Raw genomic sequence first — 15,671 nt, 5'->3', positions numbered from 1 at the left:
TCTTTATGTGTACTTTTACCACTACGAATCTCCAAAAAAGATACACAAAATTCGCTCGATTTTGAACGAAATGTGTATATAAATTACTTGACGCTTTTTGGCAGGAAACGTAGATTATGCTGCTTAGTACTTTGCTAAATTTTCCCATCTAGCCAAAGCACAATCATTGTTGCCTGCTTGCCAGTGTCAACGATTATGACGGTGCCCCTCTGCAAAGGGGCTCTGTCATCCTTGGATTGTCCCGTACTTTCATTTTGGTTCGCAAGCTTTCGGACACTGCCGCAGTTCCGTTCTCAATCCCCATGCCTTGGACCTTTGCCCACCCCGCCGCGGTCTTGCCCTTGCAACGGCTCAAGCTGCCCCTGACCGGTCTGGCGCTGGGCAGTATTGCGCCAGATCTGGGCTACTACATCGGGCGTTTTGACTGGGCGACCCAGGCGCATACGGTCAGCGGGCTGCTCACGCATTGCCTGCCGGTGGTGCTGCCGCTGGCGTGGTTGCTGGTGCTGCTGTTGCCGTTGTGGAGCGCGCCGCTACCCGAGCCACATCGCAGCGCGTGGCGGCACGCACCGCGCCCCTGCTTCTGGCCCGGGGTGGACCTGCTGCGCATGTTGCTGGCGCTGCTGCTGGGGGCGGCCACGCATATCGTGTGGGACGCCGCCACCCACTACCACGGCTTATTCGTGCAGACCTGGCCGGTACTGCGGGAACCGCTGCTGGTGCTGGGCGGGCGAACGGTGGCCGCGTACAGCGTGCTGCAGCATGGCAGTACGCTGTTCGGCGTCGGCGTGCTGACGGTGGCTTATCGCCGCTGGCTGCGCAGGGTGATGCCGGAGCGCGCAACGGCGACCGACCCCCGCCCGCTGCATGGCTGGGGCGGGCTGCTGTTGCTGGTGCTGCTGGCCTTTGCCGGTGGCGCCCTGCTCAGCCTGCGGCCCGGCATCAGCAGCGAATCCCTGCTGGTCCGCACCACCATTCACGCCACCAGCCTGTTCGCGCTGGCCTATGCCGCACTGGCGGTTGGGCTATGGCTGCGCGAGCGCCGCTGAGAACGTCTCACTCATCCCGGTCTTGCTGCCGATCCTCCCACTCCGCCAGCCAGCCATTGACGAACAGACTCACGGCGGTCACGGCTACGCCAGGCCAGAAGCCGAGCGAACAAAAATGATCCCCCCCGCCCAGCCGCCGAGCAGGCTGATGGCGATCCAGAGCAAAATGAGCAGGATATTTTGCACCATGCGTGTCAGTCGGCTTGACCCGCAGCGTTCATGGCTGTGATTCCAGATGCGCACGCAGTATCGGCCAGGTTTCCCGCAGAAAGGTCCGTGCGTCCTCGTTGTGCGGTGCCGCCTGCGTCAGCAGAAATTCAATGGCCGGGCTAAAGGCAGTGGTTTTCTGGGCGAGCGCTTGTTGAATGAGTTGCATGGCACTGTTGAAGTGGTCTAGCGCGTTGGCTTCACCAATCGCTTCTTTCTGGGCGGTGTAATGCTCGGCAAGCCGGGCAGGATGCCAAATGGCGAAGAGCCCCAGAATCGCCGCTCCCAACTGACGAGCCGCCTGTTCACGGTCATGCAAGCCGAGCTCAGCAAGCGGCAGCTGCATGAACACCCGGCTGGCGCCATCGGCTTTTTCCACCTTGGCCATGCACAGCGCACTGCTGTCATCCAGATAGAGTTCCAGTCTTGGTGTCATCATGTGCTCTCGTCAACGCTGGCGGTGTTTACAGGGGAGGCAATACTTCATCAATACGCCGTTGCATCATCCACCCGATACAGGCTCACGGCTTCGCCGTCGGCGTAGTGTTCGGCATCGGCCTTGCTGGAGGCTTCCAGATAGGTGTAGCTCAGCTCGGTGCCGTGTGCGGGTGGGTCAATATCCATGTCCAGCGGCGGCGCATTGCAGATGGTTTTGACCTTGCGAACCCCCAGGCAGCGCTGGGTGGCGGGCTTGCCATCGTAGTACACGCCGCTGGCGCCTTGTGTATTGATTGCGTTGACACGGGCGGCGAGTTTGTCGTCCAGTTCGGTCTGGGAATGCACTTCAAACAGATGGTTATCCTCGATGATGGGGAAGCTGTCCTGCGCGGCATCCCCCCACTCGATAATCGACACAAAGCTGGCGACAACCCAGGTCATGGCTGAGCCTGCAAGGGCAGATCAGGTACGCAGCGTAGCCAAACCCCTTCACCTTGGGCGTAGCGTTCGGCCTCTTCTCGAGAGGCCGCAATCATCCGGCTGCGGGTCAGCCAGGCACCATCAACCGGTTGAGCGGGCAGGGCGTTAATCTGCCGTACGCCAAGGTAGCGCTGGGTCGCCTCCTTGCCGCAGTAGCGCAGGCCACTGGCTCCGGCGGCCTGAATGCTGTCCGCCTCAGCCGCGATATGCGCCTGCAGCTCGGCATCTGTATGGGCTTCAAACAGGTAGTACTCCTCAAACATCGGGAACACCTGCTGCCCGCCTTCGGTTTGCTCGATCAGGGAGACGAGGCTGGCAATGTACCAAGTCATCGGGAATCCCGTGGTGATGGGCTACTCTGAGCCCTGCATGGAAATCATTACGCACTGCGGCGCTCTCGGCAAGGTCAGCAGCATGTAGGTGTCCCGGTCAGCATGCGTGATGGGGCCGATGGCGTCGAACTGAATCAGCACTGACTTGCCGTCGCTACGCACGGTGAAGCGTCCAATACCGGCATTGGTGTAGCGGGCCTGGATCAGGTACGTTTCTTTCTTGCGGGTTGAGACTTCCTGATTCAGGAGAATGGAGGCATTGATTTCATCCACACGCTCGAACGGGTTACCTGCCAGCAGTTGCTTGGCAATGTAGACTTTGCTGATTGGAACTTCCTGCCACTCTGTCGGTGCAAGCACTTTGAGCGCCGCAGGGTTGACCGCATCACAATTGCCGCTGGTGGTGATGGATGCCTGAGCGCTGCAGCAGGCCAGCAGGAGCAAAAGAAGCAGCGACTGGATGGCGCGCAGGAAGTTTGAGTGGTGGGTGAGGCGCATGGGGCAAGCCAGAGTTCAAGAGTGGGTCACAGTGTAGCGGATTTATTCACGCTACTCCGCTACCTGTAACTTTGGCCAGCGTTGTTGAAACCGTTTGCCCTCCAGCCGTTGCAGGAAGGTGGCGCGCGGGACGCGGTGGGGGTTCCAGCGCAGGGTGAGGTGGAAGAGGTCGTCGAGGCCGCAGGGGGCGGCGAGGGTGAGGCGGTCGTCGGCTTCCAGTCGTACGCCGATGGCGGTGGCGGTTTCCGGCCAGCCGGCGATGCCGTCCTGCGCGGAGGTGAGGGGCGGGCAGGGCTGGCCGAAGCGGGCCGGGTACCACTGGTGGACGAGCGCCTGATTCACCGCTTCCCAGTGTGGGCCGGTGTGGCCAGCATTGAGCCGGGTTTGCAGCGCGGCTTCGTCCGCCAGCGTGGCCTCCGGCTGATAGTAGACCAGATCAATGTCGTCGCAGGAGGGCTGGGCAGGGTAGCCATGCAGATGGTCCCATACCCGGTTGCGGATGGCTCCGGCGCCGATGTACCAGTCCGGCAACGCCAGCGCGCGGGCCTGCCGCAGCCAGTCCATCAGCCACGGTGTCTGGTGGACCAGCGAACGCAGGGTGTCGGCGTGGTTCATGCCAGCGCGGGCATACTGTGCAGAGTGGGCTCGATATGGCGCCGCATGCGGGCCACGTAGTCTTCCTTTTCGCCGACCGGTGCCACATAGTGCATGGCGCTGCAGGCTGCTTCCAGCCCTTCCAGTCGGGCAATCACCCAGCAGGCGAGGTATTGCGAGGCCAGGCAGCCGCCTGCGGTGGCGATGTTGCCGGAGACAAACAGTGGCTGGTTCAGCACGTCCACCCCGGCGGCTTCCACCCACGGCTTGGTGGTCAGGTCGGTACAGGCGGGTATGCCGTGCAGCAGGCCCAGCTTGGCCAGCACCAGCGTGCCGGAGCACTGCGCGCCCAGCAGCTGCCGTGCCGGGTCCAGCTGCAATTGCGCCATCAGCGCGGTATCCGCCACCACTTCGCGGGTTTGCATGCCGCTGCCGACCAGCACCACATCCGCTGTGGCGGCTTCTGCGAGCGTGGCCTGGGCGTGCAGGGTCACCCCATTCATGGAGCGTACGGTGGGGGTAGGGCAGGCCAGCGATACACGCCAGTCCGGCTTTTTGATGCGGTTGAGGATGCCGAGGGCAATCAGCGAATCCAGCTCGTTGAAACCGTCAAAGGTGAGGATGGCAATGTGCATGGGAATACTCCACGGGATGGTGGCTTGATTCTACGGGGTCGGACCGGTGGCGGCGATGACGGATCCGGACGCGATCAACCGAGGGCTACCACCCGGTTGCGTCCACCCTGCTTGGCGAGGTAGAGCGCACGGTCAGCGCGGGCGTAGAGGCGGTCGGCCGTTTCATCCGGGTGGGCCAGGGTCAGCCCGATGGACACCGTGTAGCGGAATGCGGGCTGTTCCCCCAGGGACACTGGCTGAGCGATGTCCTCACAGAGGCGGGTCAGCACGGTGGTGGCATCGTGCGGTTGCAGGTCGGGCAGGATGAGCAGGAATTCCTCGCCGCCTAGCCGGCCAAAACGATCACTGCGGCGCAACTGCCGCTGCACCCGCGCCGCAAAGTTCACCAGCACCCTGTCGCCAAACGGGTGGCCGTATTGATCGTTGATCTGCTTGAAATGGTCCAGATCCAGCACCGCCAGACACAGCGGGCGGCCGGATACGGATAATCGCTTCAGATCCCGCTGCAGCAGGCGAAGGATGTGCGCGCGGCTGCTGATCTGGGTGAGGGTATCGGTCTGCTTGTCCCGCACCGCACGCTGCAGCGCTTGCCGCAAGGCGCGCTCATCATGGCGCAGCTGGGTCACATCACAAGCCTGGCACAGCATCCAGCCATTGTGCAGCAGGGTCTCGGTCATCCAGATCCAGCGGCCATCGCACAGATCGGCCTCGAAGCTGCGCACCGGCAGCTTGCCGCGCCGGGCGCTGACCTGATGCAACCAGGTCTCGATATCATCCGTTTCGATCAGCGAGCCCTCACGTTGCGCATGGTTGCGCCGCATCAGGTTGGCCCAACTGAGCTGCTCGCCCTCCGCCACCCCATAGGCATGGCAGAATGATGGATTGGCGTATTGCAGCACATCCTGCTCATCAAACAGGGCCACCAGCAAGGGCGATTGCGCAGCAGCCTGCCACAGCAGCTCCGGCGGCAGGCGGGATTGCCAGCTCATGGCGTAACAGCCGTGGTCAACGTAGGAGAGGTCATCACCGTATACATGCCAAGCAAGGTTTCGGGCGAAATCAGGGTGTCGGTGTCCGGTAGCTTGCCTGAAGCGTAGCAGTGCGGGCATGGAACACAAGCCCGCCCGGTCAGGCGGCCCGGCACGGCAAGCCGGGCTAAAAACATCAAAGCCGGTGCCCGTGCCGGGCTTATACTGGCACAATCGCCGACACTTGATCCAGCTGAGCCCTCAATCATTGCGATGCCTGTGAGCTTAATGATGCGTAACCCCACCATCGCCGGAACCCTTCTGCTCGCCGCCCTGCTCGGCAGCGAGTGCGTGGCGGCAAGCTGCCCGGCAGACTTGATCCCGATCCGTTTGGTGGACCCGTCCAATCGCGCGCCGGTCACCACCCTGTCCACCATCCGGTGGGCCGAACACACACCAGCTTACCGTGAGTTTGTTACCGCCATCAGCCAGCATCTGGCCGCACGGCTGGCCGACCCGCAGCACTGCCCGGCCAGCGCCGCCAGCCAGCAGCGCTCACTGCTGCGCTTTGTCCGCTGGACGCTGGTGTATCCCGCAGGCAGCCCGCCACAGGTGTTTACGACGCTGAAGGATGCCCCCACGCGGGGCTGCCAGCTCCACAGCCCCTGGCTGGACCTGAGCATCGAACGCGGGCCAGTGCCGTGGGTGCAGGGCATTGTGCGCTGGAATGAGCGGCAATTGCTGGCCGACCAAGCCCGACTGGCCGGGCTGGATGGCGTGGTGGACGGTGTCGCCATGCCGTTCAGCGCAGAGGCCTATGGCAAGCTGGCTGAAGCCATGGGCTGGGTACGGCAGGACTATCACGGCGTGACCCCCGCAGCCACCGAGCCCCAACTGCCCCCGGAGTTGCGCTGGCTCCACCGCTATTCAACCCGCAACGATTTGCCCCCCTCCGCCGACGGGGTGTATGCCGTATTACCAGGCTCGGCAGAACGCTACACCCGGCTGACCCTCGCCCTGATCGACCGCTGCCTCGCCTCAGAAGGGCAAGACATCCGCTACGGCCACATTCAGGAACTGGCCGACCTGCTGCCGCTGGATGAATACCGCGTGCCGTTGCCAAATCCTGAAGTGCCATTCATCATTCACGACGGAAAAATGCCGGGCCAGCCTGCCGTGCAGGACCCTCAGCCCTGACGCTACCCCCCGGTTCACAGGAAAACAAAATCCATGACGGATGCCGTAGAACAAAAGCCCAAGCGACACACTGCTTCCCGCAAGCGGAAGCGCTGGTGGCCGTGGGGGCTGGCTGTTGTGCTGGTGGTGCTGTATTTGATCATGCTTGATTTGAATTCCTCTCAAGCGGACCAGCTGGCTGACGATGGCTCCGGCGCATTGGACATTCACCTCGCCATCGCACAGCGCCCGGTGACCCTGCCTTTGATTGCCCTTGAGGATTATGGACATGGGTACATTGCATTTACCCTGGATCACGAAGGCGACCGCAAGGCGGAGAAGGCGAAACGTCAGCAATTTCTGCAGCAAACAGGGAACCCGAACCAGCCGTTGCCGATGGAGCGGATGACGATTACGCTGGATTGGAGCGGCCCTGAAGAGCGTAGCGAAATGACCTGCACCAAGATGAAGCGCAAATGGGCGCATGCGGTATGCACGAGCCCTTGGTCTGCCATCAAACAGGCGCTCCCCGGTCGATTCAGTCTGGTGGATTTGAAAACCCTGCGAATCAGGGCGCCCGGTAGCTCCATCCGCTGCCGTGGTGACGCGAAGGCGGATCATCCTGTTCCGGTGCAGGCAGGAGAGGTGTCTCTGATGTGCCCCGCCGAGGTAGCAGGAGGGGCCGATGCCCAATACTACCATGCCGTACTGAAGATCGAGGGTGACCTCGGCGCATACTGGATCGTATCGCAATACGGGGAAAAGGGTGAGCCGATGGACGCCATGACAAAACGAGAGAGCACCGCCATCACGCTTTTTGTGCGCCACGCGCTGGGGCAGCAAGAAGCCTATGCCACCCTGCTACAGGCCATGTGCGGCTTGCGCCGGCCCGGCGCTCAGGATAACCCCACTACGGGCCCGGAGTGTGGGCCGCCAGCACCGCCAGCCGTCTCTTCTGGTGCATTTTGAGCACGTACGGTGCAATGTCCTTTGGTTATTGCGGCCTACAAGGGCTGATGCAGAGGCGGCGGGCGGCTTCGGACATATTGCCTTCGCAGAAGGCGGTGGTGTGGAGGATGACTACGTTGGAGAGGGTGTGGGGCTCATTCAGTACGTTGTCCGGGTTGGCAAGGGTACGACCTAGCTTTAAAGTTCATCCAAGTATTTTCTACGTCTGCGTAACGTATTAGTCATTTAGGGGTCGATATGCGCAAGAACGGTTTTTCTGCATCTGTTTTAAGGGAAATAGCTCAGAGTGCGATGTACATTTGTGCGAATCCGAGTTGTCTTTGCTTCACGGGCTACCCTACTACTAAAGGAAACGCTCGGAGCATTGCGGAAGGTGCTCATATTCTTCCGGCTGGAAAGAAGGGACCGAGAGCAGATGCTATTGTTGACAACCCCGCCATTAATCTATCCAGTGCTGAAAATGGGATATGGCTGTGCAATATATGCCATAAGAAAATCGACGATGACCCCGTGAAATACTCTGTCGACACACTCTTCGATTGGAAGGAACGCCACAAGGAAGTGATTAGGGGCCTAGTTGGCCTAGACCTAGAGGCTGCTATTGGTAGTCTCAAAAATGAAAGGCGATATCACCAGGAAGTCCAGGAATTTGTATCTTTCCTTGAGGGGCGGCGAGTTCTCTACGAAGGGCTTGATCAGGAGTTCCCACCAAGAGTTCTTGATTCTCTGAACTTGATTCGTGAGCGACTTACTCAAACGAGAGCACGTGTAAACTCAGATACAGAACTATTTTGCACTCTAACTAAACTGCAGAATATTATCAATGAATTTCTTCGGTCTATCGGCAAGGACACAGATCTATCCACATTGATTTGCGACAGCGGTGACCCTGTATGGAGGAAATTTGCTGATGAGCTTAAAAATTTGCGATTAGTAATCCGCATTATCGTGCAGGAGCTTGCACGTAACGCTAATTATAACCTTCATTGGTTGTGAGAAGCAGCTCGCGTAGGACGCAATAACCAAAGGGCATTGCGCCGTACCCTGCCTCACCTTTGAAACGGATCGAGGTGCATTCAATACACAGACAGAGGTGCTGCCCCGGTGTTTTGTGTTGGAGAGGTACCCCTCTCACCGTTGGGCTGAACTTGTCGGGCTTGGCGCATGTGGTTCACCATAAACGGCGCAATGCCCTTTGGTTATTGCGCCCTACACGGACTTAATTCGTATGGTAGGACTAAATAATGGGAATAAACAGCGCGGTTACTAGGTGCTCGTATCGCTTAGTCGGTGAGCCGTTAAAAAAGTGGTGCAAAGAGCCAGATTTGGCGCTTGTCTTCGATGTCTTGGCAAGAATATTCTCCGGCCAAGTCGAATGCCTAACGCTTTATGCCGGTGACGGGCAAAGCATGGTTTTTCTTGGAAAATATGGATTGGCGCATATTTGTTTATTTGTCTCTGATGTTGAGGAGTACACCTTCGACAATGGAACTGGAGACTCAACAAGGGTAGATGTCGCCGGCGATTATTGGCCTTCATTTCAGTTGTGCCGAGATTCGCATAAGGCAGAGGAAATCGCTAAAGAGTTTTACGTAAATGGCCAGCCTTTATCCGATCAGAAATGGGTTCACTTTGTTGAGGATGATGAATAATCTGTAGAAGTTCAAACATGTTCTGGCAGCCCGCGTAGGGCGCAATAACCAAAAGGCATTGCGCCGTACCTTGCCTCACCCCCTCACTTCCTTCATCCTCCGGTACAACGTATTGCGGCTGATGCCGAGGCGGCGGGCGGCTTCGGACATATTGCCTTCGCAGCAGGCGATGGTGCGGAGGATGGCGGCGTTGGAGAGGGCGTGCAGGTTTTCCGGCGGGTGGGGGCTGGGGAGTGGGGTGGGCTGGGTGTGGAGTTCGTCCAGCAGGTCGTCCGGCAGGTGGTCCCAGCTCAGGGTGTGCTCGTCGTCGCCCATCAGCGCGCAGGCGGTGCGCAGGGCGTTGACCAGTTGCCGCAGGTTGCCGGGCCAGTGGTAGCGGGCGAAGGCGGCAGCGACGCGGTCGTCGAGGTAGCGGGGCTGCTCGGGGGAGAGCTCGTGCAGCACGCGGGCGGTGAGGGCGGCAAAATCGCTGCGCTCGCGTAAGGGAGGCAGCATCAGGGTCAGGCCGTTGATGCGGTAGTAGAGGTCGGCACGGAAACGCCCGGCTTCCATGTCCTGCTTCAGGTTGCGGTGGGTAGCACAGATCAGGACAAAGTCGACCGGCACCGGGGTGCTGCCGCCCACCGGCACCACCTCGTGCTCCTGCAGCACCCGCAGCAGCCGGGCTTGCTGCGCCAGCGGCATGTCGCCGATTTCGTCCAGAAACAGGGTGCCGCCGTGGGCAGCGCGGATGCGGCCGGGGCAGCCTTCCTTGCGTGCACCGCTGAAGGCACCGGGCAGGTAGCCAAACAGCTCGGCTTCGATCAGGTTCTCCGGCAGGGTGGCGCAGTTCACCGCCACAAAGGGGCGGGCCTGGCGCGGGCCGGATTCATGGCAGGCCTTGGCAAACAATTCCTTGCCAACACCGGATTCGCCTTGCAGCAGCAGGGCGATGGGCTTGCCGAGCACACGGCGTGCCTTGCTGATGGCGGTTTGCAGCGCGGCATCTCCGCTATCCAGCCGGGTGAAGGCGTCCTGCGGCGGGGTGCTGCGGGCGGGTTCGGCTGCGACGATGCGCCGCGCGCCGCGTGCCAGCTCAACACGCAGGAAGACGCGCTGGCCGTTGTGGCGCAGCACAGGCATGGCTTCGCCGGGGTGCTGGCGGCCCCAAGCCACCAGATCGGCTACCCGAATCTGAAACACTTGCGTAACCGGAGTCAGGCCCAGGTCCGCCGGGACCAGGCCGAGCAGGGCAAGGCCCGCACGGTTGGCGCCACTGCAGCAGCCGTCTTCGGTGAGGGCAAGCACGCCTTCGGCCACGGTGCTGATGCCTTCCGGCAGCGGGTGGAAGCGCAGGCGGATGGCGTCGCCGTGGCGGGCTTCAAACAGCCGGTTTTCGATCATCTGCGCGGCAGCCCGTACCAGGCCAAAGGTGTGCGGGTGGCGGCATCGCTGTTCGCCGGAGATGTCCAGCACGCCGAGCAGGCGGCCCGTCGGGGCCATCACCGGGGCAGCGGCGCAGGTGAGGAAGCCGTTGCGCTCCAGAAAATGCTCGGCACCGTGGATGGCAATCGGTGCGCATTCGGCAATGGCGGTGCCGATGGCATTGGTGCCGCGCTGGTTCTCGTGCCAGGAGGCGCCCTGCATCAGCGCCACCCGCTCGGCGCGGCTGAGGAAATCCATGTCGCCCAGCGTTTGCAGCAGCACGCCGCGGTCGTCGGCCAGGATCACCATGCTGCCGCTGTCGCGGGTTTGCCCGTACAGGTATTCCATCACCGGTCGGGCGTGGGCCACCAGCTCGCTTTGCCGGTCGCTGGCGCGGGCTATCTGGCTGGCGTCGAGCTGCAGCGGGCTGGGCAGGCGGCCCACCGGGGCCAGCCCCGCCGCCAGGCAGCGTTGCCAGGAGCGTGACAGCATGGCCCCGACCAGATCTGCCGGGGGCGCTTCACCGTGCGCCAGATAGCGTTGCCGGGCGCGGCGCAGGTCCGGGCCCGTTTGGGCAGGCAACATGTCTCCTCCTTTGCGCCGGGCGCTGCGCGCGGGCGCTTGTGTCCGGTCTCACCGTGGTCGGTGGCCGCTGTTATGCAAGCTAAGGTACTGAAGCCAAAAGGAATAAACAAGCCCTACCGGTCAAATTGCCTGCCGGGTGTCCCATTTTGGGACAGTGTCCCGCTTCGGGACGTGTCAGGCTTGGGTGCCGTGGTGCTGCATTTTATGAATAACACTGATAAATCAGTGCCTTGCCATTCAGCCTTCGGCTGGTACGCATCTTGCCATGGTGGGTGCAGGTGTCATGACACATGACACTGCATACCTACAAGGAGGCGACACCATGATCTACGCTGCACCCGGTACGGCAGATGCCCTGGTCCAATACAAGGCCCGCTATGAAAACTTCATTGGTGGCGAATGGGTTCCGCCGGTCAAAGGCCAGTATTTTGACGTGATCACCCCGATCAGCGGCGCGCCCTATACCCAGGCCGCACGATCCACCGCGGAGGACATTGAGCTGGCGCTGGATGCCGCCCACGCCGCTGCCGAGCCATGGGGCAAGACCTCGGCGGGCGAACGCGCGCACATCCTGTTGAAGATTGCCGACCGCATCGAGGCCAATCTGGAGCGGCTGGCCTACGCCGAGACGGTGGACAACGGCAAGCCGATCCGCGAAACGCTGAACGCCGACATTCCGCTGGCGGTGGATCACTTCCGCTACTTTGCTGGTTGCGTACGTGCGCAGGAAGGCAGCATCAGCCAGATCGACGACAACACCGTGGCCTACCACTTCCACGAGCCGCTCGGCGTGGTGGCGCAGATCATCCCGTGGAATTTCCCCATCCTGATGGCCGCCTGGAAGCTGGCCCCGGCGCTGGCTGCCGGTAATGTGGTGGTACTCAAGCCTGCCGAATCCACCCCGGTCAGCATCTTGCTGCTGACCGAACTGATTGCCGACCTGCTGCCGCCGGGCGTGCTCAACATCGTCAACGGCTTTGGCCGCGAAGCCGGCATGCCGCTGGCGCAAAGCAAGCGCATCGCCAAGATTGCCTTCACCGGCTCCACCAGCACCGGCCGGGTGATTGCCCAGGCTGCTGCCAACAGCCTGATCCCTGCCACACTGGAGCTGGGTGGCAAGTCGCCCAACATCTTCTTTCCGGACGTGATGGCGGCAGACGACGACTACCTCGACAAGGCCATCGAAGGGCTGGTGCTGTTTGCCTTCAACCAGGGTGAAGTCTGCACCTGCCCCTCACGCGCCCTGATCCACGAATCCATCTACGACCGCTTCATGGAACGCTGCCTCGCCCGCATCGCCGCCATCAAGCAGGGCAACCCGCTGGACAGCGACACCATGATCGGCGCGCAAGCCTCCCGCGAGCAGCTCACCAAGATCACCTCCTACCTCGACCTGGGCGTGCAGGAAGGCGCGAAAGTGCTGATCGGCGGCAACCGGGCGCAACTGAGCGGCGCGCTGGCCGATGGTTACTACGTGCAGCCCACCGTGTTCCAGGGCCATAACAAGATGCGCATCTTTCAGGAAGAAATCTTCGGCCCGGTGCTGGCGGTGACCACTTTCAAGGACGAAGCCGACGCCCTGGAGATGGCCAACGACACCCTGTACGGGCTGGGAGCCGGGGTGTGGACCCGCAATGGCAACATCGCCTACCGCATGGGCCGCGCCATCAAGGCTGGCCGGGTGTGGACCAACTGCTACCACGCCTACCCGGCACATGCCGCCTTTGGCGGCTACAAGGAATCCGGCATCGGCCGCGAAACCCACAAGGACATGCTCGACCATTACCAGCAAACCAAGAACCTGCTGGTAAGTTACGCCGAGCAGAAGCTGGGCTTCTTCTGAGCGATGGTTTCGCAGAAGCCGTGATGGAAACCGGCCCCGCAAGGGGCCGGTATCACCCGCACCAGAACAACCCAACAGCACAGCCCAGCAGAGCGTAATCACCGCAGCACATTGCGCCATTGCCTTCCACCCAGGAGCCAACCATGGTCGACAAAGTGATCGCCACCCCCGCCGCGCTGGCGCTGATCGCCCACCTGCAGCACAAATACGGCCCGGATCTGATCTTCCACCAGTCCGGCGGCTGTTGCGACAACAGCGCCGCCAACTGCTACCTGCCCGGCGAGCTCACCATCGGCCCCGGCGACACCCACCTGGGCGACATCGGCGGCTGCCCCTTCTACATCAGCAGCTCCCAATACGAATACTGGAAACACACCCAGCTCATCATCGACGTGATCGACGGCACGGGCGGCACCTTCTCCCTCGAAGGCCCGGAAGGCAAAGCCTTCCACACCCGCTCCCGCGTCTTCACGGATGCGGAATGGGCGGAGGTGGTGGCTGGCGGGTGAATGCCGTGTGCTGAGATTGCCATCACCCAACAATGACCGCCTCAGCGTGGGCACGGAATGCTGAATCTGCCTTTCTTACGCTTAATTCTGCGAACAATGTCTTCGTGAAATTCAGATGCCCAGTCATCGTTTGGTGAGATGGACCGTTGTCGAGCAGACAGGCAATAGGCTTTGTTGATCGCCCCGTGCTCAAAGTGAAACAGGGCCAGGTATCGCAAGGCGTCGCCGGAATATGCACTACTAAGCTTGCCAGAAGAGGGGAGGCCTGCAATGTCATTCAGCATACGCAGCCCTTTCTCTTTGTCTTTGTCAAACCCTTTCCATTCGCAACCGAAAAAATAGTCATTGCCTTTATGCTCTCCCAAGAGGCACATGGCCAATTTATATTTGGCACTGTCGTCGTCCGGGTCAAGAGAGAGTTTGATGATCGCTGATTTTGAAAATGCAATGTTGTCTGAAATGGAAATGTTTTTGGGGAGGACGGAGCCGTAAATTTTATAGTGTTCCACCCACTCTTTGGATGTCATTCTTAACTGGCTGTCTGCGTATGAATATAAAACACCTTTTGCATAAGAGGTGTTTTCATAATCACGCTGCTTCAATACACCACACAGCAAAGCTTGAACGGCTTTTGGCGATCTCCAGCCATAATTCATGAATTCGTGGTCAAATTCTTGCAAATCCAGGTTTGGTTTGCAATTGAAGTAATCATTTGCAAATGTGGTGCCTGAAATCAAGGTAAGGGCCAGTGCCAATATTAATCTCATGGTGCGTGCATAGACCGGTGAAAGTGCTGCTTGGTGGGTAAGAAGCGTTAATCAACGCCTGGGCAACATCCGCAGTTGCCCTATCTTCGCCAGCATATCCCAATGAGAGCATTGGATGCACCCCAGCTCATCATCGACGTGATCGACGGCAGGGGCGGCACCTTCTCCCTCGAAGGCCCGGAAGGCAAAGCCTTTGTGGGCCCCTGACGTAAGGCTGGAGGGGCTGAGCAACCACACCAGTGAGCATGTCCTCACACCGCGAAGTGGGGTCAGCCGACATGTGTAGTGGGCAGCGGTTGTTTTGCCCCCTCTGATGCATGTGCACATAATCGTTGACATTTGTATGCGGTTGGCTACAATTGTATTCAAATGAATACATATGGCAAAACCACCACCATGATGCCGGTATCGGGCCGGATCCCGGAAGACTTGTACCAATGGTTGTCGACCTCGACCTTTGAGGGCGCGACGACGATGAGTGACAAGCTTCGCGCCGGGCTGACCCAGCTCAAGCACCAGCAGGAGGGGGATGCCGACTACGGCAGCGCCCTGGAACGGCAAAAGGCGCTTGCCGAAACCCTGCGTCGGCAACTGGCGCGTCTGGAGCCCGCACAGGGACACTCCGAAGTACTGGCTACCTTGCTGGAGCATGTCCCGTCGCTGATGGCTGCCCTGGCCAGTGCGCAAGTGCTGGACCTGAAGGATGCACAGCGCCTGGAGGATCAGCTGATCCAGCGCAGCATGCAGTTGCTGGAAAACCTCTTGCGGCAGGCTGTCACCCGGCAGGCCAGAGCATACGATCCCGATGTGGTGACCCGCAGAATCACGCCCATTCTGGAATTGGCCACCATCATTCAGCAGCAAGGCATTCATACCACGGAAGGGAACTGAGATGAGCGACACACTACGGCAACGGGTTTCAAGGGTGATAGCGGGCGGGGCGCATGCCCTGCTGGACAAGATTGAAGATGTGGCGCCGGTTGCCATGCTGGAGCAGTCGGTACGTGAGGTGGAGCAGATCGCTGACGAAGTACGCACGGAGCTTGGGCGTACGGTGGCCAATCGGCATCTGGCGCAGCAACAGCATTTGCACCTGAACAAGGAGCACGAGCAACTGGGGGCCGCCATCGAGCACGCCCTGCAAAGCGACCGTGAAGACTTGGCCAAACCGGCGATTGCACGGCAGATTGATATTGAGGCACAGTTGCCGGTGCTGGAATCCAGCCTGGCGGAGCTGGTGTCCGACGAAAAAGAGCTGAGCGGCTTTGTCGATGCGCTGATGAGCAAGAAGCGCGAAATGCAGCTGGCGATCAGCGACTTCGAGAAGTCGCGCCAGCTGGCGTCTGGTCCGGGTCATGCCGCAGGACGCGCAGGCAAGCCGCTGGAAGGTCGGCTGCAAGCGGCGCAATCGGCGTTTGACCGCACCTACCAACGGCAAACCGGGCTGGATGCCGCTGGGCGTGGTGCGTCGCTGGAGCAAACGGTAAAGCTCAAGGAGCTGGATGATCTGGTCCGCGAAAACAAGGTCAATGAGCGCTTGGCTGCCTTGAAGGCACAATAAGGAT

19 protein-coding genes are annotated in these 15,671 nt (G+C 60.5%); 10 read left to right on the top strand and 9 right to left on the bottom strand.

Features of this window, described 5'->3' with window-relative positions; genetic code table 11:
• Window positions 1-302 precede the first annotated feature (302 nt).
• Window positions 303-1,049, top strand: a complete 747-nt coding sequence (locus tag ACE3O2_RS00545) for a DUF4184 family protein (protein WP_374334354.1) — start codon at window positions 303-305, stop codon at window positions 1,047-1,049.
• Between the two features lie 217 nt (window positions 1,050-1,266).
• On the opposite strand, the gene ACE3O2_RS00540 is transcribed toward ACE3O2_RS00545, so the two are convergent.
• From ACE3O2_RS00540 to ACE3O2_RS00510, 7 genes are all read right to left on the bottom strand, one after another.
• Window positions 1,267-1,695: a hypothetical protein gene (locus ACE3O2_RS00540; protein WP_374334353.1), complete on the bottom strand. Its 429-nt coding sequence runs from the start codon at window positions 1,693-1,695 to the stop codon at window positions 1,267-1,269.
• 47 nt (window positions 1,696-1,742) lie between these two features.
• Window positions 1,743-2,135, bottom strand: a complete 393-nt coding sequence (locus ACE3O2_RS00535) for a hypothetical protein (protein ID WP_374334352.1) — start codon at window positions 2,133-2,135, stop codon at window positions 1,743-1,745.
• A complete protein-coding gene (locus ACE3O2_RS00530; protein ID WP_374334351.1) occupies window positions 2,132-2,506 on the bottom strand; it encodes a hypothetical protein in 375 nt (124 codons plus the stop codon). Before ACE3O2_RS00530 ends, ACE3O2_RS00535 begins: the two co-directional genes overlap by 4 nt.
• A gap of 21 nt (window positions 2,507-2,527) precedes the next feature.
• Window positions 2,528-3,004, bottom strand: a complete 477-nt coding sequence (locus ACE3O2_RS00525; protein ID WP_374334350.1) for a hypothetical protein — start codon at window positions 3,002-3,004, stop codon at window positions 2,528-2,530.
• Window positions 3,005-3,055: 51 nt separating this feature from the next.
• Window positions 3,056-3,619 (bottom strand): nucleotidyltransferase family protein, encoded by a 564-nt coding sequence (locus ACE3O2_RS00520; RefSeq protein WP_374334349.1) that lies wholly within the window; start codon window positions 3,617-3,619, stop codon window positions 3,056-3,058.
• Complete coding sequence (locus tag ACE3O2_RS00515) at window positions 3,616-4,233, bottom strand: DJ-1/PfpI family protein (protein WP_374334348.1); 618 nt, start codon at window positions 4,231-4,233, stop codon at window positions 3,616-3,618. The genes ACE3O2_RS00520 and ACE3O2_RS00515 overlap by 4 nt, the downstream gene beginning before the upstream one ends.
• 74 nt (window positions 4,234-4,307) lie before the next feature.
• A complete protein-coding gene (locus ACE3O2_RS00510) occupies window positions 4,308-5,222 on the bottom strand; it encodes a diguanylate cyclase (protein WP_374334347.1) in 915 nt (304 codons plus the stop codon).
• A 267-nt stretch (window positions 5,223-5,489) separates the two neighbouring features.
• Between ACE3O2_RS00510 and ACE3O2_RS00505 the strand changes: the two genes are divergently transcribed.
• The 4 genes from ACE3O2_RS00505 (at window position 5,490) to ACE3O2_RS00490 (ending at window position 8,998) form a co-directional block, all read left to right on the top strand.
• Window positions 5,490-6,398 (top strand): hypothetical protein, encoded by a 909-nt coding sequence (locus tag ACE3O2_RS00505; protein WP_374334346.1) that lies wholly within the window; start codon window positions 5,490-5,492, stop codon window positions 6,396-6,398.
• A 33-nt stretch (window positions 6,399-6,431) separates the two neighbouring features.
• On the top strand, window positions 6,432-7,346 hold the full coding sequence (locus tag ACE3O2_RS00500) for a hypothetical protein (protein WP_374334345.1): 915 nt from the start codon (window positions 6,432-6,434) through the stop codon (window positions 7,344-7,346).
• A gap of 237 nt (window positions 7,347-7,583) precedes the next feature.
• Window positions 7,584-8,342 carry an HNH endonuclease gene (locus ACE3O2_RS00495; protein ID WP_374334344.1) on the top strand — a complete coding sequence of 253 codons (759 nt, stop codon included), beginning with the start codon at window positions 7,584-7,586 and terminating at the stop codon, window positions 8,340-8,342.
• A 329-nt stretch (window positions 8,343-8,671) separates the two neighbouring features.
• Window positions 8,672-8,998 (top strand): hypothetical protein, encoded by a 327-nt coding sequence (locus ACE3O2_RS00490; protein ID WP_374334343.1) that lies wholly within the window; start codon window positions 8,672-8,674, stop codon window positions 8,996-8,998.
• 75 nt (window positions 8,999-9,073) lie between these two features.
• On the opposite strand, the gene ACE3O2_RS00485 is transcribed toward ACE3O2_RS00490, so the two are convergent.
• A complete protein-coding gene (locus ACE3O2_RS00485) occupies window positions 9,074-10,987 on the bottom strand; it encodes a sigma-54-dependent Fis family transcriptional regulator (RefSeq protein WP_374334342.1) in 1,914 nt (637 codons plus the stop codon).
• 322 nt (window positions 10,988-11,309) lie between these two features.
• On the opposite strand from ACE3O2_RS00485, the gene adh reads away from it, so the two are divergent.
• Window positions 11,310-12,830: an aldehyde dehydrogenase gene (gene adh, locus ACE3O2_RS00480; protein ID WP_168875926.1), complete on the top strand. Its 1,521-nt coding sequence runs from the start codon at window positions 11,310-11,312 to the stop codon at window positions 12,828-12,830.
• A 143-nt stretch (window positions 12,831-12,973) separates the two neighbouring features.
• Complete coding sequence (locus ACE3O2_RS00475) at window positions 12,974-13,339, top strand: DUF779 domain-containing protein (protein WP_374334341.1); 366 nt, start codon at window positions 12,974-12,976, stop codon at window positions 13,337-13,339.
• 41 nt (window positions 13,340-13,380) lie between these two features.
• Here ACE3O2_RS00475 and ACE3O2_RS00470 read toward each other — a convergent pair whose 3' ends face one another.
• On the bottom strand, window positions 13,381-14,094 hold the full coding sequence (locus ACE3O2_RS00470) for a hypothetical protein (protein WP_374334340.1): 714 nt from the start codon (window positions 14,092-14,094) through the stop codon (window positions 13,381-13,383).
• A gap of 114 nt (window positions 14,095-14,208) precedes the next feature.
• On the opposite strand from ACE3O2_RS00470, the gene ACE3O2_RS00465 reads away from it, so the two are divergent.
• The 3 genes from ACE3O2_RS00465 (at window position 14,209) to ACE3O2_RS00455 (ending at window position 15,667) form a co-directional block, all read left to right on the top strand.
• Window positions 14,209-14,313, top strand: coding sequence for a DUF779 domain-containing protein (locus tag ACE3O2_RS00465; RefSeq protein WP_374334339.1), 105 nt, complete (start codon window positions 14,209-14,211; stop codon window positions 14,311-14,313).
• 162 nt (window positions 14,314-14,475) lie between these two features.
• Window positions 14,476-14,997 (top strand): hypothetical protein, encoded by a 522-nt coding sequence (locus ACE3O2_RS00460; RefSeq protein ID WP_374334338.1) that lies wholly within the window; start codon window positions 14,476-14,478, stop codon window positions 14,995-14,997.
• A 1-nt stretch (window position 14,998) separates the two neighbouring features.
• Complete coding sequence (locus tag ACE3O2_RS00455) at window positions 14,999-15,667, top strand: PspA/IM30 family protein (RefSeq protein WP_374334337.1); 669 nt, start codon at window positions 14,999-15,001, stop codon at window positions 15,665-15,667.
• The last annotated feature ends 4 nt before the right edge of the window (window positions 15,668-15,671 follow it).

The sequence above is a fragment of the Leeia sp. genome, from assembly GCF_041909055.1.
Taxonomy (GTDB): domain Bacteria; phylum Pseudomonadota; class Gammaproteobacteria; order Burkholderiales; family Leeiaceae; genus Leeia; species Leeia aquatica.
The sequence above is the reverse complement of the archived record's forward strand: the minus strand, read 5'-3'. Positions and strand labels throughout refer to the sequence as shown.

Excerpts from the sequence above, each read along its gene's own strand:
- ACE3O2_RS00545 (WP_374334354.1), top strand. The coding sequence starts at position 303 with ATGCCTTGGACCTTTGCCCACCCCGCCGCGGTCTTGCCCTTGCAACGG.
- ACE3O2_RS00540 (WP_374334353.1), bottom strand. The coding sequence starts at position 1,695 with ATGATGACACCAAGACTGGAACTCTATCTGGATGACAGCAGTGCGCTG.
- ACE3O2_RS00535 (WP_374334352.1), bottom strand. The coding sequence starts at position 2,135 with ATGACCTGGGTTGTCGCCAGCTTTGTGTCGATTATCGAGTGGGGGGAT.
- ACE3O2_RS00530 (WP_374334351.1), bottom strand. The coding sequence starts at position 2,506 with ATGACTTGGTACATTGCCAGCCTCGTCTCCCTGATCGAGCAAACCGAA.
- ACE3O2_RS00525 (WP_374334350.1), bottom strand. The coding sequence starts at position 3,004 with ATGCGCCTCACCCACCACTCAAACTTCCTGCGCGCCATCCAGTCGCTG.
- ACE3O2_RS00520 (WP_374334349.1), bottom strand. The coding sequence starts at position 3,619 with ATGAACCACGCCGACACCCTGCGTTCGCTGGTCCACCAGACACCGTGG.
- ACE3O2_RS00515 (WP_374334348.1), bottom strand. The coding sequence starts at position 4,233 with ATGCACATTGCCATCCTCACCTTTGACGGTTTCAACGAGCTGGATTCG.
- ACE3O2_RS00510 (WP_374334347.1), bottom strand. The coding sequence starts at position 5,222 with ATGAGCTGGCAATCCCGCCTGCCGCCGGAGCTGCTGTGGCAGGCTGCT.
- ACE3O2_RS00505 (WP_374334346.1), top strand. The coding sequence starts at position 5,490 with ATGATGCGTAACCCCACCATCGCCGGAACCCTTCTGCTCGCCGCCCTG.
- ACE3O2_RS00500 (WP_374334345.1), top strand. The coding sequence starts at position 6,432 with ATGACGGATGCCGTAGAACAAAAGCCCAAGCGACACACTGCTTCCCGC.
- ACE3O2_RS00495 (WP_374334344.1), top strand. The coding sequence starts at position 7,584 with ATGCGCAAGAACGGTTTTTCTGCATCTGTTTTAAGGGAAATAGCTCAG.
- ACE3O2_RS00485 (WP_374334342.1), bottom strand. The coding sequence starts at position 10,987 with ATGTTGCCTGCCCAAACGGGCCCGGACCTGCGCCGCGCCCGGCAACGC.
- adh (WP_168875926.1), top strand. The coding sequence starts at position 11,310 with ATGATCTACGCTGCACCCGGTACGGCAGATGCCCTGGTCCAATACAAG.
- ACE3O2_RS00475 (WP_374334341.1), top strand. The coding sequence starts at position 12,974 with ATGGTCGACAAAGTGATCGCCACCCCCGCCGCGCTGGCGCTGATCGCC.
- ACE3O2_RS00465 (WP_374334339.1), top strand. The coding sequence starts at position 14,209 with ATGAGAGCATTGGATGCACCCCAGCTCATCATCGACGTGATCGACGGC.
- ACE3O2_RS00460 (WP_374334338.1), top strand. The coding sequence starts at position 14,476 with ATGAATACATATGGCAAAACCACCACCATGATGCCGGTATCGGGCCGG.
- ACE3O2_RS00455 (WP_374334337.1), top strand. The coding sequence starts at position 14,999 with ATGAGCGACACACTACGGCAACGGGTTTCAAGGGTGATAGCGGGCGGG.